The organism is Mycobacterium sp. ACS4331 (genome assembly GCF_001667265.1).
Taxonomy (GTDB): domain Bacteria; phylum Actinomycetota; class Actinomycetes; order Mycobacteriales; family Mycobacteriaceae; genus Mycobacterium.
Window position 1 is genome coordinate 1 of the sequence record NZ_LZHW01000057.1, and the last position, 22,037, is coordinate 22,037.

The following is a 22,037-nucleotide window of genomic DNA, read 5'->3' on the forward strand; positions in this document are numbered from 1 at the left end:
TCTCGCGGGTCACCAGTTCGGCGGTGGTGGCGGCGCGCGACTTCAGTGCGGCCGCCATGGCGCCCGGCCCCGCGGCGCGGTCCTGCGCTGACGTGGCGCTCCAGGCCGGCAGTGCGGCGCGCGCGGCGGCGACCGCGGCGTCGACGTCGACGGTGCCGGCATTGGCGCCGTCACCCAGCGGTTGACCCGTCGCGGCCTCCAGGACCGGGGTGGTCTCGGCACTGGGCCGGAACCGGCCGCCGATGAAGACCTGTCCGGTGATCGTCATGCCTGTGCCTTCTCCTCGGCGTTCGCACCCACATACAGCACTCCATCGGCCACCAGCCTGTCGACGGCCTCGTCGTCGAGACCCAGGACGTCGTGGGCGATCTCGCGGGTGTGGTCTCCGGCCAGCGGCGCCGGCCGGGTGTCCGCCTTGGCGATGCGACGGAACGGCGCGGGACCGGTCTCGGCGGGCATCGGCGCCTCGATCAGCGGATGTGTCATCTCCTCGTAGAGCCCTCGCACGGCCAGCTGCGGGTCGGTCATCACCTCGGGGCGCCGGTTCATGGGTGCCGCCGGCACGCCCGCGGCCTGCAGCAGTTCAGCGACCTCGGCCGGGGTGCGGGTGCTGGTCCAGTCCGACCAGCCGCCGGGGTCACCCATGACCTTGATCGCGGCTTCGCGGTCCGCCTCGTCACGCAGCGAGATGACGGCCCACTCGTCGTCCCCCAGGCAGGGGTGGACGGTGTCGGTGGCCGCGCTGGGCACGACGGCCTCGGGGGCGTCCTGCTGGGCCCGCTGCGCGACGAACATCGTGTCGAGTTGGTTGATGCCGGCCTCGGCCTGCGACACGTGGATGCGGGCGCCCTCGCCGGTGAGATCGCGATGGATCAGCGCGGCCAGCGCGCCGATGGCGGTGATGCGCCCCACCACGTGGTCGGGGAAGACCGTCGTGGCGTCGTAGAACGGGTGCCGGCCGGGCTCGGCTGCGCGGTCCGGGGCCGTCCAGAGTGCGGTCACGCCGGTGCAGGCCCGTACCAGCGGACCGTAGCCCAGCCGGGAGCTCCACGGTCCGGTGTCACCGAAGGCGCTGCTCTCGGCAAGCACGATCGACGGGTTGATCTCCTTGAGCTTCTGGTACGGAAAGCCCAGTCCCGTCAGCGTTCCCGGCTTGAAGTTGGCGAACACGGCATCTGAGCGGCGCACCAGTTCGGCCAGCACCTCGGAGCCGCCCTCGGACCGCAGCTCCAGCCCCAGGCTGCGGTTGTTGCGGTGGGTCCACGCGAACGATTCGGTGATGATCTGCCCGGGGCGGCCCTGACGCAGCCCATCCGGGAACTGCCTGCTTTCGACCTTGATGATCTCGGCGCCCAGGTCGCCGAACAACCGGCTCAGTTCACCGCCCGCGACGATGATGCCCAGATCCACGATCCGCAGTCCGGCGAACGGCTTTCCGCCGAGGTCCTCGGCACGGGTGGCCCGGGCGGCGCGGTCGGCGAACCGACCCGGTCCGGCGCCGAGGGCAGGCGCGGCGGTCCGGAATCCGAACCGCTGCCCGTCGACGGTGTAGTACCCGACGGGCACGCGCGTCCGCACGCCCGGCGCCACGTCGGTCTCGGTGAAGGCGCCGACGGCCTCGAAATGCTCGCAGTCCCCGACGTCGGAGGGTTCGAGCACGGGGGCGATCGGCACGCCGTAGGACTCCCCGGCATCGGAGATCTCGGCCATGGTCATGGTCGAGAACTTCTCGGTCAGCAGCGCCCCGATCTCATTCCACGCCAGGAAGCGTTCGATGATGGTGTCGTACTTGGGGTCCTGGAACTGCTCGGGTTCACCGAGCCAGGCGCGCAGCCCGTGCCACTGTCGCGGCGCCATCACCACCATGCGCACCCACCCGTCGGCGCACGGGAGGATCGGGTACGAGTCCTGCATGCGCGGCCGGCCCCGCCACTTCGACTGGCCGCCCGCCGCGGACGCGGCCTGACCGTGCGAACCGAACGGCGGATCGAGCGCCAGCAGGACGGCCTCGTAGCGGGAGAAGTCGATGTAGTCGCCGAGGCCGGTGCGCAGGCGGTGGTAGTAGGCCACCAGGGCGGCCCACGCCGCCTGCACCGCGGCGGTCGCGGACGCGATCCCATTGGGCGGCAGCACCGGCGTGCCGGTCGGCGGGCCGGACTTGGACAGCGCCGAGGACAGCGCGTAGAGCACGGCGTCGGTGGCCTGCCACGAGGAGCGTGGCCCCTCGGTGCCGAAGTCGGTGACCGACAGCGCCACGAGGTGCTCGAAACGGTCGGCCAGGGCGGCGCACGATGTGCCGAAGGCGGCCGTCAGGCCCGGGATGCCGGAGTCGATCAGGATGTCGGTGTCGGCGACCAGGTCCAGCAGTCGCTCGCGGTCACCGGCCTCGTCGGGGTCCAGGACCAGGCTGCTCTTGTTGGCGTTGTGCAGCGCGAACGCGATGCTGGTGTCTCCGAGGCGGGGAAGTTCGGCCCGCGCCGGACTGCCGCCGGGCGGTTCCACCTTGATCACGTCGGCGCCGAGATCGCCCAGAATGCGTCCCACCGCGTCACCGGAACCGCAGGACATGTCAAGAACCCGCAACCCCGCCAACAACTCCGCGCCGTCAGCCATCGTCCCTCGCTTTCGCATCGCCAGCGCTGCCACGATAGCGTCGAACACGGCCGACCAACCAACCGGTGGGGTGTTTCGTAGAACAAGTCGTTAATTCCTCGTCTCGAACCGAGCTGCAACCGTGTTGGGGGCGTTGGATGAGGGAATGACCACGAGCATGACCTCTTGGACGCACCGCGACGCCGCCCCCCTGTCCGACGACACGCTCACGCGACTCGACAGGTGGTGGCGGGCGGCCAACTACCTGTCGGTCGGCCAGATCTACCTGCTGCGCAACCCACTGCTGCGCACCCCGCTGACCCGTGACGACGTGAAACCGCGACTCCTCGGCCACTGGGGCACGACGCCGGGCCTGAACTTCCTCTACGCCCACCTCAATCGGGTGATCGCCGACCGCGGCCAATCCACGATCTACGTGACCGGCCCCGGCCACGGCGGCCCCGGGCTGGTGGCCTCGGCCTACCTCGACGGCACCTACACCGAGGTCTACCCCGACATCACCCAGGACGAGGAGGGCCTGACCCGGCTGTTCCGGCAGTTCTCCTTCCCCGGCGGAATCCCCTCCCACGTCGCCCCGGAGACCCCCGGATCGATCCATGAGGGCGGCGAACTCGGGTACGCGCTCTCGCACGCCTACGGCGCGGCGTTCGACAACCCGGATCTCCTGGTGGCGGCTGTGGTGGGCGACGGCGAGGCCGAGACGGGCCCGCTGGCCACCAGCTGGCACTCCAACAAGTTCCTGCACCCCGCCAAGGACGGCGTGGTGCTGCCCATCCTGCATCTCAACGGCTACAAGATCGCCAATCCGACAGTGTTGGCCCGCATCCCGTCCGACGAGCTGAGCAGCCTGATGCAGGGCTACGGGCACCGCCCGTACTTCTTCGAGGTCCCCGACGACGAGGACGGATCCGCAGACGATCACGCCGACGCCCACCGCCGGTTCGCGACCCTGCTCGACGAGGTGCTCAACGAGATCGCCGCGCTCAAGGCCGCCGCGGCCGCCGGCGACGAGTCCCGGCCGTGCTGGCCCATGATCGTGTTCCGCACCCCGAAGGGCTGGACCGGCCCCGCCCGCATCGACGGTAAGAAGACCACCGGATCCTGGCGCGCGCACCAGGTCCCGCTGGCCAACGCTCGCGACACCGAGGAGCACCTGCGGGTGCTCGGCGACTGGCTGGCGTCGTATCGGGCCGACGAGCTCTTCGACGCCGACGGCCGCATCGATCCCGAGATCGCCGCTCTGGCCCCGACCGGCGAGCTGAGGATGAGCGCCAACCCGCACACCAACGGCGGCCTGCTGCTCAAGGACCTGCGCCTGCCCGACTTCCGGGACTTCGCGGTCGACGTGCCGGCCCCGGGGGCGACGGTCGCTGAGGCGACCCGCGTGCTGGGTCAGTGGCTGACCGAGGTGGTGCGTCGCAATCCGACCAACTTCCGCATCTTCGGCCCCGACGAGACGGCGTCGAACCGACTGCAGGCCGTGTATGAGGCCACCGACAAACAGTGGAACGCCGAGTACCTCTCGCCCGAGGTCGACGAGCACCTCGCCCGCGCCGGCCAGGTGGTCGAGATGCTCTCGGAGCACCAGTGCCAGGGGTGGCTCGAGGGTTACCTGCTGACCGGCCGGCACGGTCTGTTCAACACCTACGAAGCCTTCGTCCACATCGTCGATTCGATGCTGAACCAGCACGCGAAGTGGCTCAAGGTCACCAACCACATCCCGTGGCGAAGGCCCATCTCCAGTCTGAATTACCTTCTGTCCAGCCATGTCTGGCGCCAGGACCACAACGGGTTCTCCCATCAGGACCCCGGGTTCATCGACCATGTGGTGAACAAGAGCGCCGACGTGGTGCGCATCTACCTGCCGCCGGACGCCAACACGCTGCTCTCCACCTACGACCACTGCCTGCGGTCGCGGCAGTACATCAACGTCGTGGTGTCCGGCAAGCAGCCTGCACCGAACTTCCTGACGATGGATGAGGCGATCGCGCACTGCACCCGGGGGTTGGGCATCTGGGATTGGGCCAGCAGCGAGGAGTTGGGCACTGACCCGGACGTGGTGCTGGCCGCGGCGGGCGACGTCCCGACCCTCGAGGCCCTCGCCGCGGCCGACCTGCTCCGGGTGCATCTGCCCGATCTGAAGGTGCGGTTCGTCAACGTCGTGGACCTGATGCGGCTGCAGGACGACACCGAGCACCCGCACGGGCTCTCGAGTCGCGACTTCGACACGATCTTCACGCGGGACCGGCCGATCATCTTCGCCTACCACGGCTATCCGTGGCTGATCCATCGCCTGACCTACCGCCGGACCAACCACCCCAACCTGCACGTGCGGGGCTACAAGGAGGAGGGCACCACCACCACACCGTTCGACATGGTGATGCTCAACGATCTCGACCGCTACCACCTGGTGATGGACGTCATCGACCGGGTGCCGGGGTTGCGGTCGACGTGCGCCGGACTGCGTCAGCAGATGGGAGACAAGCGGATCGAGGCGCGCGAGTACACCCGGGAGCACGGCGACGACATCCCCGAGGTGCGCGACTGGGTCTGGCCCGAAGCCCGCGCGAGCGTCGGCCGCGACGGCGCGCCGAGCGCGATGTCCGGGACCGGAGGCGACAACGAATAATCGCATTGACCTGCGCAGATGAGCAGATAATGTACGCTGGCCCGGTTATGTCTGACGCCGCCGCCCCTGCCCTGGACGCCCCGCATCCTGCTCTGGCACAGCTGTCGGCGCTGCATCACTTCCGGATCTACGTCGACATCGCCGTGGTCGTCGTGGTGCTCGCGCTGACCAACCTGATCGCGCACTTCACCACGCCGTGGGCCAATGTCGCGACCGTCCCGGCCGCCGCGATCGGCCTGCTGGTGCTGGTCCGGGCCCGCGGGCTCGGCTGGGCCGAGCTCGGGCTCGGCCGTGACCACTGGCGATCCGGCGCCAGATACGCCGCAGCCGCCGTGGCGCTCGTGGCCACCGTCATCGCTGTCGGCGTGCTGCTGCCGTGGACCCGGCCGATGTTCCTCAACGACAACTACGCGACGCTGTCGGGCGCCCTGATCGCGTCCATGGTGATCATCCCGTTGCAGACCGTCATTCCCGAGGAGTTGGCGTTCCGCGGCGTTCTGCACGGCGCGCTGGACCGAGCGTGGGGGTTCCGGGGCGTGGCGGCGGCCGGTTCCCTGCTCTTCGGCCTGTGGCACATCGCCACCTCGATGGGACTGACGGCCAGCAATGTCGGATTCTCCCGACTGTTCGGCGGCGGTGTGTTCGGCATGCTGGTCGGCGTTCTCGGCGCGGTGTTGGCCACCGCGGCCGCCGGTTTCGTGTTCACCTGGTTGCGCCGGCGCAGCGGCAGCATCATCGCGCCGATCGCGCTGCACTGGTCACTCAACGGCATGGGCGCGCTGGCGGCCGCCCTGGTCTGGCACGCCACGACCTAGGCCGTCAGCACGGCCGCACCCGAGAAACGACCTCCGGCCAGGTCCGCGAGCGCGCGGTCGGCCTCGGCCAGCGGGTACTCGCGGGCACTCACCTCGATGCGGTGGCGTGCGACGAAATCGAGGAAGTCCCGCCCGTCTGCCCGCGTATTTGAGGTCACCGAGCGCAGGACACGCTCCTGGAACAGGTGCCGCTGGTAGTTGAGTTCGGGGATGTCGCTGAGGTGGATGCCCGCGACCGCCAGCGTGCCGCCGCGATCCAGGGCAGCCAGCGCCGGCGGCACCAACGTGCCGACGGGCGCGAACAGGATCGCCGAGTCCAGCGGCACAGGTGGCGGATCGGCGGCCCCCTGCGCTGAGGCCGCGCCCAGCGACAACGCCAACTCCCGCGCCGCGGCTCCGCGGGTCATCACATGCACCTCCGCACCCTGCGCGATGGCGACCTGCGCGGTCAGGTGCGCGCTGCCGCCGAATCCATAGATCCCCAGCCGCCCGCCGGGCGGCACGTCGGCACAGCGCAGGGAGCGGTAGCCGATGATGCCGGCACACAGCAGCGGCGCCAGTTCGGCGTCGGAATAGCCGTCAGGCAGTCGATAGGCGAACTCTGCCGGCACCGTGGTGAATTCGGCGTAACCGCCGTCTGCGTCCCAGCCGGTGTAGGCCGATTCCGGGCACAGGTTCTCCCGGCCGCAGCGGCAGAACCGGCAGACCCCGCAGGTGTGCCGCAACCAGGCGATCCCGACCCGGTCCCCCACCGCCACACCGCAGTCGGGGCCGGCCGAGGACACGTCGACCACCTCGGCGACCACCTCGTGGCCGGGCACCACATCCCTGCGGTGCACCGCCAGATCGCCTTCGGCGACGTGCAGGTCGGTGCGGCACACGCCGCAGACCAGCACCCTCACCAACAGCTCACCGGGTGCAGGCTCCGGTATCGGTACGCGCACCCGGCGCAGCGGCTCTCCGGCGATCGGACCGGGACTGTGCACCTGCCACGCCATCATCGCTGCGACCATCCATCCATAGTGGACGGGGACGTGCGCCCTCGGGGCCCGAAGGGACCAATGGCCACCCGGTTCGGGCCATTGTGCGGTGCCGCGCATCGAGTCGCCGGTGCCATCGTGGAGGTATGAACCTGCCAGACGAACCCACTGTCCTGGCTGCCCTCGCACTGGCTCAGCGTGCGCCGTCGGTCCACAACTCGCAGCCATGGGTGTGGCGCCTCGGCGACGAGGGCGTGCACCTCTACGCCGATTCGACGCGCCATCTGCCGCACATCGATCCGCAGCGGCGCGACCTGATCCTCAGCTGCGGTGTGGCCCTGCAGCACTTCACCGTCGCCCTGGCGGCCCTCGGTTGGCAGGCCCATGTGCACCGGATGCCGAACTCGGCAAACCCGGATCACCTGGCCAGCATTGAGATCTCCGCGAGCACCGCGAGCGAGCAGGACATCGCGCTGGCCGCCGCGATACCCCGGAGGCGCACCGACCGGCGGCTCTACAGCCCCTGGCCCGTGCCCGCGGGCGACATCGCGCTGATGTCCTCGCGAGCGGCGCGCAGCGGCGTCATGCTGCGCAGGGTCGCGGCGCCGGAGCGGCTGGCCGCCGTCATCTCGCAGGCCATGCACCGCCACGCCGAGGACACCGAATACCTCATCGAACTGTCGGAGTGGAGCGGTCGCTACGGCGCACTGGCCGGGGTGCCGGCGCGCAATACGCCTCCGGCTCCCCCACATTCGGCGCTGCCGCCCCGCGCGTTCGCCAATCCCGTGCTGCCGCAGCCCGAGGGTGCGGCGCCGGAAACCGACGCGGGTGTGGTGCTGGCCCTGGGCACCGCGACCGACGACCCGCTGGCGGTCCTGCGGGCCGGTGAGGCGACGGGCGTGGTGCTGCTGACCGCCACCGCGCTCGGCCTGTCGAGCTGCCCGATCACCGAGCCGCTGGAGATCGCCGAGACCCGCGATCTGGTGCGCACCACCGTCCTGGACCGGGACTGCATACCGCAGATGCTGCTGCGGGTCGGGTGGGCGCCGTTGAACGCCGATCCACTGCCGGCGACACCCCGTCGGCCGCTGACCGATGTGGTCAGCCGGGTCGACGGGTCGCCGATCGTCCTCAGCTAGGCCTTGGTGCGGACCTTGCCGACGATCCAGAGCAGGATCACCGAGCCCAGGATCGCGGTGAACAGCGTGAACCACCACCCGCCGCTGGCGGTGTCGAGGAAGAAGCTGAGCAGGAACCCGCCGATGAGCGCGCCCACGATGCCGATCACGATGTTGAGCAGGATGCCGGACCCGGCGCCCTTGACGATCTTGCTCGCGATCCAGCCCGCGATCGCACCGATGATGATGTAGCCGATCCAACCCACACTCGTCAGCGTCGTCGACCGGGCCAGGACCTCGACGTTCGACGCCAGGTGTGAAACGAGCACTGTGTCCATCAGGATCTCCTCGTCGTCATATCCGCCGCTCCAGCGGCGGCCACTCCTCACATATACCGCCTGCAAGTAACGATTCGGCCAGCAATACGGGAACGAAGACAGCAGTGAGCCCCGACCTCGGCGGGTCGGGGCTCACTGGTTCGACGGTGGCGCGGATCAGGCCGGCGGCATCATCTCGGGGACCGGTGTCTCCACTGGAACCGGGACGCCCACCGGGTTGCGGCCGGGCACCGGCGCCGGCGCGTTGGGGTCCGCGGGTGCCGCGGGCGCGTTCGGATCGACCGCGGCCGGCGGAGGCGGCGGGGGCGGCGACCACGGACGGATGGAGTTGGCCAGCGCCTCGGCGGCGGCCTTGTCGATCGGGTCCTTGTCGGTGCCCAGCCACACCACGAACCAGCGCTCATTGCGCTGACCGCGTGGCGCGTTGGCCGCGGCCGTGCCCACGACACCGGCCCAGATCTGGCCGTTGGGCTTGGTGCTGTCGGTGAACTTCACGTCGTACGACGAGAAGGAGCCGGGGAGGCCGTTGGCGTTCAGCGTCCCGGTCTGCTGGTTGATGCGGGTGCCCGCGAACGGCATGAAGAACTCGCCCATGTCCGAGGCAAGTCGCACGGCGGCCTTGGCGTTGTCCGGCTCAGCACCGGCGAACAGCTTCAGGTCCAACCGGCCCAGCAGGATGCTGGTGTCGGTCGAGGTGGGCGCGGGCTGGCCCGGCTGCGCCGGTCCGGTCTCCTTGGTCAGCAGCGCCTGGCCGTAGTTCAGCCGGCTGGCGTCACCGACGACCCAGCCTGCGGGCACGACGTAGCTGAAACCACCGGCGGCGTTGTCGACTCGGCCCGGTTCAGGCGCGGGGGCCGGGGCCGGCGCGTTCGGGTCGGCGGGTGCCGGCGCCGGAGCGCCCGCGTCGGCCGGCGGCGCCGCGGGAGCGGCCGGATCGACAGGCGCGGGGGCCGGCACGGGCTCGGCGTGCGCCACAGCGGCGGGAAGTACCAGTGTCACGACGCCCACGCTGGAGGCCGCTGCGACCGCCAGCGACCGCTGCAGGCGGGTGCGCCGCGTCGGGGTGAAGTCCGGCTCACTCATGGCGACGAACCTACCGTGTTACCGCCGTGACGCAAGTGTGTACAGCTCACGATGCGTGTCGACCGAGACGCGCCGCACCGCGGCGGACACACCCGTGTGCGGTCGACGTGCCCAGTGTCTCGTCGCCTCCGATCACCCGTCCGCGACATCGCCCCGACCAGCAGTTTTTTCGCCCGCATCGGGGACGTGGCCCGCCGAGCACCCGGATCGTGGCCGAAGTGTGCCCGCGTCGAGTTTCGCCGCATAGCTACTGTCCAGTAACATCGACCCCGGTCGACGCCGTCCCGCGCGGGGTTCAACGGCGAACACTCGAGGAGAGGTCATGACGATGGAGGTGCTGGTCACCGGCGGAGACACCGAACTGGGTCGTGCGGTGGCGGAGGGATTCCGCGACGCTGGCCACAATGTGGTGATCTCCGGGGCGCGGCGCGACGAGCTCGAGATCGCCGCCAAGGAACTCGAGGTCAAGTCAGTCGTGTGCGATCCGACCGATCCGGTCAGCATGGCTGAGGCCCGCACACAGTTCCCGCACCACCTCGACACCATCGTCAACGTCCCGGCCCCGCGCTACCAGAGCGGCGATCCGCGCACGTTTTCACTGGCCGAGCAGGCTTCGGCGTGGCACAACGCCGTGGATGCCGCCGTGCTGGCGCCGGTGTTGACCCTGCAGACCATCGGCGACCACCTGCGCTCGGGCGGCGCCATCATCAGCGTCGTCGCCGAGACACCGCGCGCCGGCAGCGCCGAATCGGCCATCAAGGCCGCGCTGGCGGACTGGACCCAGGGCCAGGCCGAGCACTGGGGCACTCGCGGCGTCACCGTCAACGTCGTGGCCACCGGACGCGGCGCCGACGCCACCTACGAGGGGTTGTCCACACCGTCGCCGTCGGTGGCCGCTGAGATCGCGCGCCTGGCGCTGTTCCTGACGACTCCGTCCGCACGCCACATCACGGGCCAGACGCTGCACGTCAGCAGCGGCACCCCGGCACACTTCGGCTGACCTGCGGGATTTATTCCCGCACCGCACACCTTCTGCGAGAAGCGAATTCGCCGACGACGAACGGTCCCGCCCGGATACCGTCGAGTGGTGACGATCAAACTCGGCTATCAGATCCCCAACTTCTCCTACGGCACCGGGGTCGAGAACCTCTTCCCGACGGTCATCGCGCAGGCCCAGGAGGCCGACGCCGCGGGTTTCGACTCGCTCTTCCTGATGGACCACTTCTATCAGCTGCCCATGCTCGGTGATCCCTACCAGCCCATGCTGGAGGCCTACACCGCGCTGGGTGCCCTGGCCACCGCCACCGAGCACCTGCAGTTGGGCACGCTGGTCACCGGCAACACCTACCGCAGTCCGGCCCTGTTGGCCAAGATCATCACCACGCTGGACGTGGTCAGCGCCGGGCGGGCCATCCTGGGCATCGGCACCGGGTGGTTCGAACTCGAGCACGAGCAGTTGGGCTTCGAGTTCGGCACCTTCACCGACCGGTTCGAGCGACTCGGTGAGGCGCTGCAGATCATCCTGCCGATGCTGGCCGGTGAGCGTCCCACCTTCAAGGGCCGGTACTACCGGGCCAAGGAGGCGGTGGCGAATCCGCGCTACCGCGACCACATTCCGCTGATGATCGGCGGCAGCGGCGAGAAGAAGACCATCCCCCTGGCGGCCCGGCACTTCGACCACCTCAACGTGATCACGTCGTTCGACCAGCTGCCGCACAAGCTCGGTGTGGTCCGGCAGCGGTGCGAGGAGATCGACCGCGATCCGGCCACACTGGAGACCAGCATGCTGATCACGGTGGTCCCCGACGAGAAACTGTCCGTCGATCACCTTCCCGAGGGGATGCGCGGCAACACCGTCGTCGGCAGCCCGGATGCGGTCGCCGAGCAGGTCAGAACCAAGGTGTTCGACGCGGGCGCCACCGGTGTGATCTTCAACCTGAGCGCCTACACGCCCGGCGTCCTGACCGACCTCGCCACAGCGTTGAAGCCCGTGCTGCCGGGCTGAGCCCAGTCCGTCGGCGGAATTCACCGACGCCGTCGCGCCGAAGCGAAATCGGGCGACTACGGTAGAGGTTGTACCGATGTCCCCGTCGAGGAGCAAACAGTGAGCCATCCCGGAGCAACCCCCTCCGATCGGCATAAGGTCGTCGTCATCGGGTCCGGTTTCGGTGGTCTGACCGCGACCAAGAAGCTGAAGCGGGCCGATGTCGACATCAAGATGATCGCCAAGACCACGCATCACCTCTTCCAGCCGCTGCTCTACCAGGTGGCGACGGGCATCATCTCCGAGGGTGAGATCGCGCCACCGACCCGGCTGATCCTGCGTAAGCAGCGCAACGCACAGGTCCTGCTCGGCGAGGTCACCCACATCAACCTCGAGAATCAGACCGTCGACTCGGTGCTGCTGGGCCACACCTACCGCACGCCCTACGACACGCTCATCGTGGCCGCGGGCGCTGGCCAGTCGTACTTCGGCAACGACCATTTCGCCGAGTGGGCGCCGGGGATGAAGACCATTGACGACGCGCTGGAACTGCGTGGCCGCATCCTCGGGGCGTTCGAGCAGGCCGAGCGATCCAGCGATCCGGTGCGCCGGCAGAAGCTGCTGACGTTCGTGGTGGTCGGCGCGGGCCCGACCGGTGTCGAGATGGCCGGGCAGATCGCTGAACTCGCCGACGACACCCTGCGCGGCGCGTTCCGCCACATCGACCCCACTGAGGCGCACGTGATCCTGGTCGAGGGCGCCGACGCGGTGCTGCCGCCGATGGGCCCGAAGCTGGGCAAGAAGGCGCAGAACCGGTTGGAGAAGATGGGCGTCGAAGTCCAGCTGGGCGCCATGGTCACCGATGTCGACCGCAACGGCCTGACGGTGAAGTACAAGGACGGCTCCACCAAGCGCATCGAGTCGGCGTGCAAGGTGTGGTCCGCCGGCGTGGCGGCCAGCCCGCTGGGCAAGGACCTGGCCGCGCAGTCCGGTGTCGAACTCGACCGCGCCGGACGGGTGAAAGTGCTGCCCGACCTGAGCATTCCGGGCCACCCGAACGTGTTCGTGGTGGGTGACATGGCCGCCGTCGAGGGCGTGCCCGGTCAGGCGCAGGGCGCGATCCAGGGCGGCAAGTACGCGGCCGACCTGATCAAGGCCGAACTCAAGGGCGCCGATCCGGCGTCACGGCAGCCGTTCAAGTACTTCGACAAGGGCTCGATGGCCACGGTGTCGAAGCATTCCGCGGTGGCCCAGATCGGCAAGCTCGAGTTCGGCGGTTACATCGCGTGGCTGGCCTGGCTGTTCCTGCACCTGATCTACCTGGTCGGCTTCAAGACCAAGATCGCGACGCTGTTGTCGTGGGCCACCACGTTCCTAGCCCGTCAGCGCGGCCAGCTGACCATCACCGAGCAGCAGGCGTATGCGCGCACGCGCATCGAGCAGCTCGAGGAGATCGCGGCCGCGGTCGAAGACGAGAAGGCCGCCAGCTAAGCCGGCAGCACGTCCCCCTGCCAGGTGGTCAGCACTCCCCCGGCCGCGAGTTCGAGCACGGTGGCCCGCGGGTCGGGGTGTGCTGGGGCGCCCGGATAGTGCAGTTCGCTGATCGACGCGCGAGGTGACGCCAGCGCGTCGTCGGCCACGGACCCTGCACCGATCTGCACGCGGTGCCGCAGCACCGGTCCCGTCGCGTCGACGCGCAGGCCACCGCTCCAGAACCCCTGCCTTTCTCCGGTCCGGCCCACCTGGACCCGCTCACGCAGGCGGATCGTCCCGGTCTCCCCGAGCGCCACCTCGACGTCCGCGTGATGCACCGCGGCGGCCGCGACCACGGTCGGCTGCAGGTCCACGTCGAGGTCGCCCTCGGCCTCGATGTCCATCCGCGAGCGGGACGTGTCCGTGGTGCGACCGGGCAGCGCGATGGTGGCCGCGACGCTGCGCAGGGACAGCCTCGCACCCGGTTCGACGACGACCCGGATCTCGATCGTGTCGCCGCCCAGCGGCGTCGCGGTCGCCGACACCAGGTGCACGGTGTCCTCGGCCGTGATCCGGCCGACGATGCCTCCGTGAGATTCCAGGTGTGGCAACAGATTTCGTCGGGCCACCACAAGGACGCGGGAGTCGATCACGGTACCGGGACGCTCAGCTGTTCATGCACCCAGGCCCGGACGGGCGCGGCGGTCGGTTCCTCGGTGAGGCTGATCAGCACCGTGGGCCGCCCGTCCCGCACCGCACCCGCGTCTCGGCGCATCACCTCGAGGTCGGCGCCCACAAGCGGGGCCAGGTCGGTCTTGTTGACCACCAGCAGGTCGGAGAACGTCACACCGGGCCCGCCTTTGCGCGGGACCTTGTCTCCCCCAGCGACATCGATCACGAAGATCTGGACGTCGACCAGGCCCGAGGAGAACGTGGCGGTCAGGTTGTCCCCACCGGATTCGACGAGGATCAGATCGAGGCGGTCATCCGCGCCGGAATGCGCCGCGATCAGGTCATCGATGGCATCGAGGTTGGCGGTGATGTCGTCGCGGATGGCGGTGTGCGGGCATCCGCCGGTCTGCACGGCCGCGATGCGGTCGTCGGGAAGCACGGCGTGGCGGCGCAGGAAGTCGGCATCCTCGGTGGTGTAGATGTCGTTGGTGAGCACCGCCAGTGACAACTCGTCGCGCAGCGTGCGGCACAGCGCGGCGACCAGCGCGGTCTTGCCCGACCCGACGGGTCCACCGATGCCGATCCGCAGTGGTTCCCCGGGGCGGCGCGCGCGGCGCGGCCGCTCGACGTGGTCGTGTGGCTTCCCGTCGATGAAATGTGGAGGCATGGATTCTCCTTCTCTTCAGGACACGAACAGCGGACGGTCGCGACGGATGTGCCGTTCCGCCAGGACGTCGAGCAGCGGGTCGGACAGGTCCGACAGACCGGTGACGGCCTCGGCCGCGGTGTCCTCGCACAGGTCGGCGAGGTCGAACGTCAACGCCGCGACATCGGCCGGGTCCAGCGCAAGCAGTCGCTGTGCGGCGGTCGCGGTGCCCGTCATGGTGGTGTAGACGAGGACCATCGCGGTGTGGGTGGGCGTCAGTTCGGTGATGCGACCGACCATTCCGGCCACAACCGGCAGATGCGGATCCCGGCGCAGGTCGGCCCACTTCCCGGCCGGCCACACGCGCCGTGCCAACCGAAGCAGGCCGCGGCCCTGGCTGCGCGACGCCGCCCGGGCGGGCGCCGACGGGGTGCGGGCGTCGGTCTCGGCCTCGGCGTCGTGTATGTCGAGACGTTCGGCGTGCACGGCCGCCGCGATCGAGGCGCTGACCAGGCCCTGCGTGCGGATTCGGCGGCGCAGGAAGGCATCGAGGCTGCCGAGGTCGACGACCAGCGCACTGGCGATGGCCTCCTCGACGCCACCGGAGTGGACGTGGCCGCCGGTGGGCAACCGCGAGTCCGCCAGCGTCAGGAGGGTGGTCAGATTGCTCATCGTCCGGGCTGCTCAGAACAGGAAATAGCGCTGCGCCATGGGCAGTTGCGCGGCGGGCTGCTCCTGCCACACCTCCCCGTCGATGCGGACGGTGAAGGTGTCGGGTTCGACCTCGATCACCGGCGTTGCGTCGTTGAGCGGCATGTGCGCCTTGACGACCTTTCGAACATCCTTGACCGCCACCAGCTTTCGACGGACATCGATCCGATCCGCCAGCCCGTCCTCGATCGCCTGCGGCGCGACGAAATGCACCGAGGTGGCCGCAGCGGCGGCCGGGGCCGCACCGAACATCGGCCGTGGCAGCACCGGTTGCGGGGTTGGGATCGACGCGTTGGCATCACCCATGGCCGCCCAGGCGATCATGCCGCCCTTGAGGACCGCGTGCGGACGCACGCCGAAGAAGGCGGGCTCCCACAGCACCAGGTCGGCCAGCTTGCCCACCTCGACGGAGCCGATCTCGTCGTCGAGGCCGTGGGCGGCAGCCGGGCAGATCGTGTACTTGGCCACGTAGCGCCGCGCCCGAAGGTTGTCCGCGGCACCGTCTCCCGGCAGGGCTCCCCGGCGGCGCTTCATCACGTGCGCGGTCTGCCAGGTCCGCATCACGACCTCGCCGATGCGGCCCATCGCCTGCGCGTCGCTGCCGATCATCGAGATCGCACCGATGTCGTGCAGCAGGTCTTCGGCGGCGATCGTCGACGGCCGGATCCGGCTCTCCGCGAACGCCAGATCCTCGGGGACGCTGGGATTGAGGTGATGGCAGACCATCAACATGTCCAGATGCTCGTCGAGGGTGTTGACGGTGTGCGGGCGGGTGGGGTTGGTCGAACTCGGCAGCACGTTGGGATGGCCGGCGACGGTGATGATGTCGGGCGCGTGGCCGCCGCCGGCCCCCTCGGTGTGATACGCGTGGATCGAGCGTCCCCTGATCGCGGCCAGGGTGTCCTCGACGAATCCCATCTCGTTGAGCGTGTCGGTGTGGATGTTGACCTGCACGCCCGCCGCCTCGGCCACAGTGAGACAGGCGTCGATCGCGGCCGGCGTGGTGCCCCAATCCTCGTGGAGCTTGAAACCCGCTGCGCCACCGCGCAACTGTTCCCACATGGCCTCGGCGCTGACGGTGTTGCCCTTGCCGAGCAGCGCGACGTTGAGCGGCCAGTCATCCAAGGACTCCAGCATGCGGGCCAGATGCCAGGCGCCCGGCGTGACGGTCGTCGCCTTACTTCCTTCGGCGGGGCCGGTGCCACCGGCGATGATCGTCGTGATCCCGCCGCCGAGCGCCTCGGCCATGATCTGCGGGCAGATCAGGTGCACGTGGCAGTCGATGGCTCCCGCGGTCAGAATCCTGCCGTTACCCGCGATGATCTCGGTGGACGGGCCGACCACGAGATTCGGGTGCACCCCCGACATGATGTCGGGGTTGCCGGCCTTGCCGATGCCGACGATCCTGCCGTCGCGGATGCCGATGTCGGCCTTGATGATTCCCCAGTGATCGAGGATCACGGCACCGGTGATGACGGTGTCCGGCGCACCGTCGGCCCGGGTGGCCCGGCTCTGGCCCATCGATTCGCGGAGCACCTTGCCGCCACCGAACACGGCCTCGTTTCCGGCCAGGCCCGGACCACCGCTGCGGTCCTCGGTGATCTCGATGAGCAGGTCGGTGTCGGCCAGCCGGATGCGATCACCCGTGGTCGGGCCGAACAGTGCGGCGTATCGCGGCCGGGACAGTTGCGTCATCAGGCGTCCAGCTTTCCCGGTGGGGTGACGCTCAGGCCGTGCACTTCACGGGTGCCTGCCAGCGGTACGAGGCTCACGCGCTGCGGCACACCGGGTTCGAATCGAACCGCGGTGCCCGCCGGGATGTCGAACCGATGCCCATGCGCGGCGGCGCGGTCGAACTCAAGCGCACTGTTGGCCTGCGGCAGGTGCACATGGCTGCCGACCTGCACCGGCCGGTCACCGGTGTTGACGATCTCCATCTCCAGGCGATCGGCGCCGGGGTTGAGCTCGATGACGCCGTCGGCGAACAGGGTCTCGCCGGGCACGATCCGTCGCGGCGTCGCGTCGGCGGCACTCATGCGATCGGGTGGTGGACGGTGACCAGCTTGGTGCCGTCGGGGAATGTCGCCTCGACCTGGACATCGTGCAGCATCTCGGGAATCCCCTCCATCACGTCGTCGCGGGACAGCACCGTGCGACCGCTGACCATCAACTCGGCGACAGTCCGGCCGTCCCGAGCACCTTCGAGAAGATGATCGGTGATCACCGCCACCGCCTCGGGATGGTTCAGCTTGAGGCCACGGGCCTGTCGACGGCGCGCGAGTTCAGCCGCGTACGACAGCAGCAGTCGGTCCTGTTCATGCGGTGTCAGTCGCATTCGAGCGATCCTGCCATGCCGGACCGGATTCGGCAGGACGCGAAAAGGTCTGGGCCGCAGGGGGCGGCGGTCAGGCCTCGAGATTCTGGAGGCGCACCTGGCCCCGGGCCACGACGCGGTCCTTCTCGTCGCGAATGGTCACGAGCCACAGCTGCTGACGCCGTCCGCGGTGCAGAGGTTCGGAGGAGGCGTACACCGTGCCGGCCGAGATGGCGCGCAGGAAGTCGGTGTTGTTGTTGACGCCGACGACATCGCCGCCGCCGTGCTCCGACAGCCAGACGTGCGCCGAGATGCTCGCGACGGATTCGACGACGGAGCAGTACACACCGCCGTGCACGATGCCCATGGGCTGATGCAGGTGGGGCTTGACCTCCAGCTGGGCCTTCACGCCATCCGAGGTGACCTCGGTGATCTGCAGACCGATTTCGTTGTCGAAGGGCGCCTGGGCACCTTCGGGAAAGGCCGGATGTGTTTCTTGCACCGCTCCTGTCTACACGCCCGTCGAGGCGGGACGGACCGCGGGGCGCGCCCGAAATGGCGGTGAGCCCCGTGCCAATGGCACGGGGCTCACCTTCGATGGACCGGGGGTCTCTGCAGCCCTCAGGACTCCGGCGCGGTCCGTCAGCTCATCCGAGCAACATGATCATGATAGGCAAGGCTGCCCTAATTTAGCAAGGGCTTCGTGTCGACCCGTCCGCAGAAACCTCGGTCGCTGCGCGGCGACCCGGCCATGAAGCGGTGCCTGGCCTCGAACCGGCAGCCCGAAGCCGACCAGCGCGTCCAGAACCGCCTGCCCACGACGCATCCCGACGACCTCGCTCGAACCGGCCAACTGCGGCACCTGAGTGGCCGCGACCACGATGGCCGTCCCGACGGTGTGCCACATCGACGCGATGCTGACCGCCCCGTCGCTGACCTCGTGAAGCCTGCGGAACAACGGCGTCAGTGAGCGGTGGCAGCGGTGCGCGATCCACGTCGCGAGCGCGGCCTCACTCGGAAGCTCGACGACCCCCTCGGCAGAACGGCACGGGTCGTCGGGCAGGACGCGCAGCGTGGGGTCGACCACGCCGAGCCAGTCGATGGCACCCTCGGAGTCGACATGCACCCACAGGTTCTCCAGACCGGTGTCCCAGGCCCGGCCCTCGAGAACCACGAGCGCGACCACGCGGCCGATCACCGCATGCGCCAGCGTCGCAGCCAACTGGTGCGCGGCCGCCGTGCGACTGTCCATCTCGAGCGCCGCATCGAGATACATCTGCTCGAACCTGTCACCGCTCAGCGCAGTCGCCAGAGGCCACCACCGCCGTTTGGACACGTCCTCCATGACGGCCACGCCGTACACCCGCGGGCACTCGGGATACAGCGACCGAAGCCGCCGACTCGACTCATGCAGCGGCAGCATGCGGCGGATCGCCATCCCCGCGATCAACGGGTCGTCGACTACAGCGGTCACCGGACACCTCCCAGTTATGATTAGGTAAGCCTAACCATAAAAGCACGCCGCCGAATTCGACGGCATCTTGTGACCGCTCTCACACAAAGGAGTCCCTGTGATGGTCTCTGCCCAGGTGATTCGCACCTGTAGGCAGGCCTGGAGCCGGTCAGCGGGCCGACGCCGAACAAACTTGGGTACGACGCTGGGTAGTAAAGCCGAGTAGTCTGAGCACATTGCGTACGGAGATGAACGGATCATGGCGAAAATGGCGCGTCTAGGGGAATTGGAACAGGCGGTCATGGACCACCTGTGGTCGGCGCCCGAGCCCCAAACGGTGCGACAGGTCCACGAAGCGCTGTGTGAACGGCGGGACCTGGCGTACACGACGGTGATGACGGTGCTCCAGCGACTGGCCAAGAAGCATCTGGTGGTGCAACACCGCGACGACAGGGCGCATCGCTATGCGCCCACACATGGGCGTGACGAGTTGGTCGCGGGCCTCATGGTCGACGCACTCGAGCAGGCCTCCGACAGCGGCATCCGCCGCGCGGCACTGGTCCACTTCGTCGAGCGCGTGGGCGCCGACGAGGCCCAGGCACTGCGCCGGGCACTGGCCGAACTCGAGGCGAAACACAGCCTGACAGGGCCCGCTGGCGAAACCGCCGTCGGCTGAGAGACACTGTCAGCGTGTCCGCGCTGGCCTTCGCCCTCCTAGCCGTGGTGTTGGTGGGTCCCGTTCCGGCGGTGTTGGCGAGGGCGCAGTGGCCGCTTCGAGCGCCCAGGGCCGCCCTGGTGCTGTGGCAGGCCGTCGCGGTCGCGGCAGTTCTCTCGACATTCAGTGCGGGGATCGCGATCGCCAGCAGGCTGCTGGTGCCCGGCCCCGACGGCCACCCCACGCGCTCGGTGATCGGCGCGATCGATCAACTCGGTTGGGCACTGTGGACTCTTTATGTCGTCGCGTTCGCGGTCACGATCCTCGTCGGCGTCCGGTTGATGCTCGCCATCATCGAAGTCGCGGTCGCCACCCGCCGCCGCCGAGCACGGCACCGCATGATCGTCGACCTGGTGGGCGTCAACCACGGCTCCCCCGCCGCGCAGGCGTGTACGCGGGCCGGCGAGCTTCGCATCCTCGACGTCGAACAGCCGCTGGCCTACTGCCTGCCCGGTGTCCGCAGCCGGGTGGTGGTCAGCGAGGGCGCGCTGTCCGCATTCGACGATTCCGAGGTCACGGCCATTCTCACGCATGAGCGCGCACACCTGCGGGCCCGGCATGACCTGGTGCTCGAGGCCTTCACCGCGGTGCACGCCGCGTTCCCCCGGTTCGTCCGCAGCGCCAGCGCGCTGGATGCCGTGCGACTGCTGATCGAACTCCTGGCCGACGATGCCGCGGTGCGTGCCGCCGGACCCAGGCCGCTGGCGCGCGCCCTGGTGGCGTGCGCCGCGACGCGCCCACCCTCCGGGGCTCTCGCCGCGGGCGGGCCCACCACCGTCGTCCGCATCCGCAGGCTCGCGGGCCGACCCAACAGCCCGGTGTTCGCCGCCGCGGCGTACCTGAGCGCGATCGCAGTGCTGGTCGTGCCCACGATCGCCGTCGCCGTCCCCTGGCTGACCGAACTGAAGCGACTCTTCTCCGGCTGAGCAGCGCCGATAGCCTGTTCGACAAGCCGCCGCACAACTGAACGTCCCCACAACTGAACGAAAGGTGCTCCATGACCTCCCCCGGCTCCGAATCCACCAACGGCACCGCGCAGATCGGAGTCACCGGCCTCGCGGTCATGGGCTCCAACATCGCGCGAAACTTCGCCCGGCACGGCTACACGGTCGCACTCCACAACCGCTCGATCGCCAAGACCGATGCCCTGCTCGCCGAGCACGGGTCCGAGGGCAACTTCGTACGCAGTGAGACCATCCCGGAATTCCTTGCCGCCCTTGAGAAGCCACGCCGCGTGTTGATCATGGTCAAGGCCGGCGACCCGACGGATGCCGTGATCAACGAACTCGCCGACGCCATGGAGCCCGGCGACATCATCATCGACGGCGGCAATGCGCTCTACACGGACACCATCCGCCGGGAGAAGGCGATCCGCGCACGCGGCCTGCACTTCGTCGGCGCGGGCATCTCCGGGGGCGAGGAGGGCGCGCTGCTCGGCCCGTCGATCATGCCCGGCGGCCCCGCCGAGTCCTACGAGAGCCTGGGACCGCTGCTCGAGGAGATCTCCGCCCACGTCGACGGCGTGCCGTGCTGCACCCACATCGGCCCCGACGGCGCCGGACACTTCGTGAAGATGGTGCACAACGGCATCGAGTACTCCGACATGCAGCTGATCGGCGAGGCCTACCAGCTGCTGCGCGACGGCCTGGGCAAGTCCGCCCCGGAGATCGCCGCGGTCTTCGAGGAGTGGAACTCCGGCGACCTCGACAGCTTCCTGGTCGAGATCACCGCCGAGGTGCTCAAGCAGGTCGACGCGAAGACCGGCAAGCCTCTGGTCGACCTGATCCTCGACGAGGCCGAGCAGAAGGGCACCGGGCGCTGGACCGTGAAGTCCGCGCTGGATCTCGGGGTGCCGGTCACCGGCATCGCGGAGGCCGTGTTCGCCCGTGCGCTGTCGGGTTCGGTGGCCCAGCGCAAGGCCACCACAGGGCTGGCCTCGGGCGACCTCGGCGCCAAACCCGCAGACGCAGAACAGTTCACCGAGGACATCCGTCAGGCGCTGTACGCGTCGAAGATCATCGCCTATGCGCAGGGCTTCAACCAGATCCAGGCCGGCTCGGCCGAATACAACTGGGGCATCACGCCGGGCGACATGGCGACCATCTGGCGCGGTGGCTGCATCATCCGCGCCAAGTTCCTCAACCGGATCAAGGACGCCTTCGACACCGACCCCGATCTGCCCACCCTGATCGTCGACCCGTACTTCCGCAGCGCCATCGAGAACGCCATCGACAGCTGGCGGCGCGTCGTGGTCAAGGCCACCGAACTGGGCATCCCGATCCCGGGCTTCTCCTCGGCACTGTCGTACTACGACGGCCTGCGCACCGAGCGTCTGCCCGCGGCGCTGACCCAGGGCCTGCGCGACTTCTTCGGCGCGCACACCTACGGCCGCATCGACACCGATCCGGCCCGGCGGTTCCACACGCTGTGGAGTGGCGACCGCACCGAAGTCGAGGCCTGAGCTCCCCGCTCCCGCACCCGCACCTCGCGGGA

The 22,037-nt window shown here is 69.2% G+C and carries 22 protein-coding genes; 9 read left to right on the forward strand and 13 right to left on the reverse strand.

Annotated elements, in window-relative coordinates; genetic code table 11:
- A partial coding sequence (locus tag A5727_RS13665) for an aldehyde dehydrogenase family protein (RefSeq protein WP_157521375.1) occupies positions 1-268 on the reverse strand: 268 nt, incomplete at its 3' end.
- Positions 265-2,613 carry a CaiB/BaiF CoA-transferase family protein gene (locus A5727_RS13670; protein ID WP_068249937.1) on the reverse strand — a complete coding sequence of 783 codons (2,349 nt, stop codon included), beginning with the start codon at positions 2,611-2,613 and terminating at the stop codon, positions 265-267. The genes A5727_RS13670 and A5727_RS13665, both read right to left, overlap by 4 nt.
- Positions 2,614-2,770: 157 nt before the next feature.
- Between A5727_RS13670 and A5727_RS13675 the strand changes: the two genes are divergently transcribed.
- A complete protein-coding gene (locus A5727_RS13675) occupies positions 2,771-5,242 on the forward strand; it encodes a phosphoketolase family protein (protein ID WP_068250014.1) in 2,472 nt (823 codons plus the stop codon).
- A 47-nt stretch (positions 5,243-5,289) separates the two neighbouring features.
- A complete protein-coding gene (locus A5727_RS13680; protein ID WP_068249939.1) occupies positions 5,290-6,057 on the forward strand; it encodes a CPBP family intramembrane glutamic endopeptidase in 768 nt (255 codons plus the stop codon).
- Here A5727_RS13680 and A5727_RS13685 read toward each other — a convergent pair.
- Entirely contained in the window at positions 6,054-7,058 is a 1,005-nt protein-coding gene (locus A5727_RS13685) for a zinc-binding alcohol dehydrogenase family protein (RefSeq protein WP_068250016.1), read from the reverse strand. The two genes, A5727_RS13680 and A5727_RS13685, sit on opposite strands and share 4 nt — an antisense overlap.
- 125 nt (positions 7,059-7,183) lie before the next feature.
- Between A5727_RS13685 and A5727_RS13690 the strand changes: the two genes are divergently transcribed.
- Positions 7,184-8,176 carry an Acg family FMN-binding oxidoreductase gene (locus A5727_RS13690; protein WP_068249941.1) on the forward strand — a complete coding sequence of 331 codons (993 nt, stop codon included), beginning with the start codon at positions 7,184-7,186 and terminating at the stop codon, positions 8,174-8,176.
- On the opposite strand, the gene A5727_RS13695 is transcribed toward A5727_RS13690, so the two are convergent.
- Positions 8,173-8,493, reverse strand: coding sequence for a GlsB/YeaQ/YmgE family stress response membrane protein (locus tag A5727_RS13695; protein ID WP_068250018.1), 321 nt, complete (start codon positions 8,491-8,493; stop codon positions 8,173-8,175). The genes A5727_RS13690 and A5727_RS13695 overlap by 4 nt on opposite strands.
- A gap of 156 nt (positions 8,494-8,649) precedes the next feature.
- Positions 8,650-9,576, reverse strand: a complete 927-nt coding sequence (locus A5727_RS13700) for an alanine and proline-rich secreted protein Apa (protein ID WP_068249943.1) — start codon at positions 9,574-9,576, stop codon at positions 8,650-8,652.
- A 322-nt stretch (positions 9,577-9,898) separates the two neighbouring features.
- Here A5727_RS13700 and A5727_RS13705 point away from each other — a divergent pair, with 322 nt between their 5' ends.
- The 3 genes from A5727_RS13705 to A5727_RS13715 all read left to right on the forward strand — a co-directional run bounded on the left by A5727_RS13705 (position 9,899) and on the right by A5727_RS13715 (position 13,051).
- Positions 9,899-10,576: an SDR family oxidoreductase gene (locus A5727_RS13705; RefSeq protein WP_197507657.1), complete on the forward strand. Its 678-nt coding sequence runs from the start codon at positions 9,899-9,901 to the stop codon at positions 10,574-10,576.
- Between the two features lie 87 nt (positions 10,577-10,663).
- Positions 10,664-11,581 carry an LLM class F420-dependent oxidoreductase gene (locus A5727_RS13710; protein WP_068250021.1) on the forward strand — a complete coding sequence of 306 codons (918 nt, stop codon included), beginning with the start codon at positions 10,664-10,666 and terminating at the stop codon, positions 11,579-11,581.
- A gap of 99 nt (positions 11,582-11,680) precedes the next feature.
- Entirely contained in the window at positions 11,681-13,051 is a 1,371-nt protein-coding gene (locus A5727_RS13715) for an NAD(P)/FAD-dependent oxidoreductase (RefSeq protein WP_068249945.1), read from the forward strand.
- On the opposite strand, the gene A5727_RS13720 is transcribed toward A5727_RS13715, so the two are convergent.
- The 8 genes from A5727_RS13720 to A5727_RS13755 form a co-directional block, all read right to left on the reverse strand.
- On the reverse strand, positions 13,048-13,683 hold the full coding sequence (locus A5727_RS13720) for an urease accessory protein UreD (RefSeq protein WP_068250024.1): 636 nt from the start codon (positions 13,681-13,683) through the stop codon (positions 13,048-13,050). The two genes, A5727_RS13715 and A5727_RS13720, sit on opposite strands and share 4 nt — an antisense overlap.
- Entirely contained in the window at positions 13,683-14,372 is a 690-nt protein-coding gene (gene ureG / locus A5727_RS13725) for an urease accessory protein UreG (RefSeq protein WP_068249947.1), read from the reverse strand. The genes A5727_RS13720 and ureG overlap by 1 nt, the downstream gene beginning before the upstream one ends.
- Before the next feature lie 15 nt (positions 14,373-14,387).
- Positions 14,388-15,023: an urease accessory protein UreF gene (locus A5727_RS13730; RefSeq protein WP_068249950.1), complete on the reverse strand. Its 636-nt coding sequence runs from the start codon at positions 15,021-15,023 to the stop codon at positions 14,388-14,390.
- A gap of 12 nt (positions 15,024-15,035) precedes the next feature.
- Complete coding sequence (locus A5727_RS13735; protein WP_068249952.1) at positions 15,036-16,757, reverse strand: urease subunit alpha; 1,722 nt, start codon at positions 16,755-16,757, stop codon at positions 15,036-15,038.
- Positions 16,757-17,068, reverse strand: a complete 312-nt coding sequence (locus A5727_RS13740; protein ID WP_068250026.1) for an urease subunit beta — start codon at positions 17,066-17,068, stop codon at positions 16,757-16,759. Before A5727_RS13740 ends, A5727_RS13735 begins: the two co-directional genes overlap by 1 nt.
- Before the next feature lie 26 nt (positions 17,069-17,094).
- Positions 17,095-17,397, reverse strand: coding sequence for an urease subunit gamma (locus tag A5727_RS13745; RefSeq protein ID WP_068249954.1), 303 nt, complete (start codon positions 17,395-17,397; stop codon positions 17,095-17,097).
- Positions 17,398-17,467: 70 nt separating this feature from the next.
- On the reverse strand, positions 17,468-17,878 hold the full coding sequence (locus A5727_RS13750) for a PaaI family thioesterase (RefSeq protein ID WP_068249956.1): 411 nt from the start codon (positions 17,876-17,878) through the stop codon (positions 17,468-17,470).
- A 162-nt stretch (positions 17,879-18,040) separates the two neighbouring features.
- Positions 18,041-18,850 (reverse strand): iron reductase, encoded by an 810-nt coding sequence (locus A5727_RS13755; protein ID WP_231992068.1) that lies wholly within the window; start codon positions 18,848-18,850, stop codon positions 18,041-18,043.
- Positions 18,851-19,088: 238 nt separating this feature from the next.
- On the opposite strand from A5727_RS13755, the gene A5727_RS13760 reads away from it, so the two are divergent.
- From A5727_RS13760 to gnd, 3 genes are all read left to right on the forward strand, one after another.
- Positions 19,089-19,505: a BlaI/MecI/CopY family transcriptional regulator gene (locus tag A5727_RS13760; protein ID WP_068249958.1), complete on the forward strand. Its 417-nt coding sequence runs from the start codon at positions 19,089-19,091 to the stop codon at positions 19,503-19,505.
- Between the two features lie 14 nt (positions 19,506-19,519).
- Entirely contained in the window at positions 19,520-20,470 is a 951-nt protein-coding gene (locus A5727_RS13765; protein ID WP_068249959.1) for a M56 family metallopeptidase, read from the forward strand.
- 71 nt (positions 20,471-20,541) lie between these two features.
- Positions 20,542-22,005 carry an NADP-dependent phosphogluconate dehydrogenase gene (gene gnd / locus A5727_RS13770; protein ID WP_068249961.1) on the forward strand — a complete coding sequence of 488 codons (1,464 nt, stop codon included), beginning with the start codon at positions 20,542-20,544 and terminating at the stop codon, positions 22,003-22,005.
- The last annotated feature ends 32 nt before the right edge of the window (positions 22,006-22,037 follow it).

Excerpts from the sequence above, each read along its gene's own strand:
- A5727_RS13670 (WP_068249937.1), bottom strand. The coding sequence starts at position 2,613 with ATGGCTGACGGCGCGGAGTTGTTGGCGGGGTTGCGGGTTCTTGACATG.
- A5727_RS13675 (WP_068250014.1), top strand. The coding sequence starts at position 2,771 with ATGACCTCTTGGACGCACCGCGACGCCGCCCCCCTGTCCGACGACACG.
- A5727_RS13680 (WP_068249939.1), top strand. The coding sequence starts at position 5,290 with ATGTCTGACGCCGCCGCCCCTGCCCTGGACGCCCCGCATCCTGCTCTG.
- A5727_RS13685 (WP_068250016.1), bottom strand. The coding sequence starts at position 7,058 with ATGATGGCGTGGCAGGTGCACAGTCCCGGTCCGATCGCCGGAGAGCCG.
- A5727_RS13690 (WP_068249941.1), top strand. The coding sequence starts at position 7,184 with ATGAACCTGCCAGACGAACCCACTGTCCTGGCTGCCCTCGCACTGGCT.
- A5727_RS13695 (WP_068250018.1), bottom strand. The coding sequence starts at position 8,493 with ATGGACACAGTGCTCGTTTCACACCTGGCGTCGAACGTCGAGGTCCTG.
- A5727_RS13700 (WP_068249943.1), bottom strand. The coding sequence starts at position 9,576 with ATGAGTGAGCCGGACTTCACCCCGACGCGGCGCACCCGCCTGCAGCGG.
- A5727_RS13705 (WP_197507657.1), top strand. The coding sequence starts at position 9,899 with ATGACGATGGAGGTGCTGGTCACCGGCGGAGACACCGAACTGGGTCGT.
- ureG (WP_068249947.1), bottom strand. The coding sequence starts at position 14,372 with ATGCCTCCACATTTCATCGACGGGAAGCCACACGACCACGTCGAGCGG.
- A5727_RS13730 (WP_068249950.1), bottom strand. The coding sequence starts at position 15,023 with ATGAGCAATCTGACCACCCTCCTGACGCTGGCGGACTCGCGGTTGCCC.
- A5727_RS13735 (WP_068249952.1), bottom strand. The coding sequence starts at position 16,757 with ATGACGCAACTGTCCCGGCCGCGATACGCCGCACTGTTCGGCCCGACC.
- A5727_RS13745 (WP_068249954.1), bottom strand. The coding sequence starts at position 17,397 with ATGCGACTGACACCGCATGAACAGGACCGACTGCTGCTGTCGTACGCG.
- A5727_RS13760 (WP_068249958.1), top strand. The coding sequence starts at position 19,089 with ATGGCGAAAATGGCGCGTCTAGGGGAATTGGAACAGGCGGTCATGGAC.
- gnd (WP_068249961.1), top strand. The coding sequence starts at position 20,542 with ATGACCTCCCCCGGCTCCGAATCCACCAACGGCACCGCGCAGATCGGA.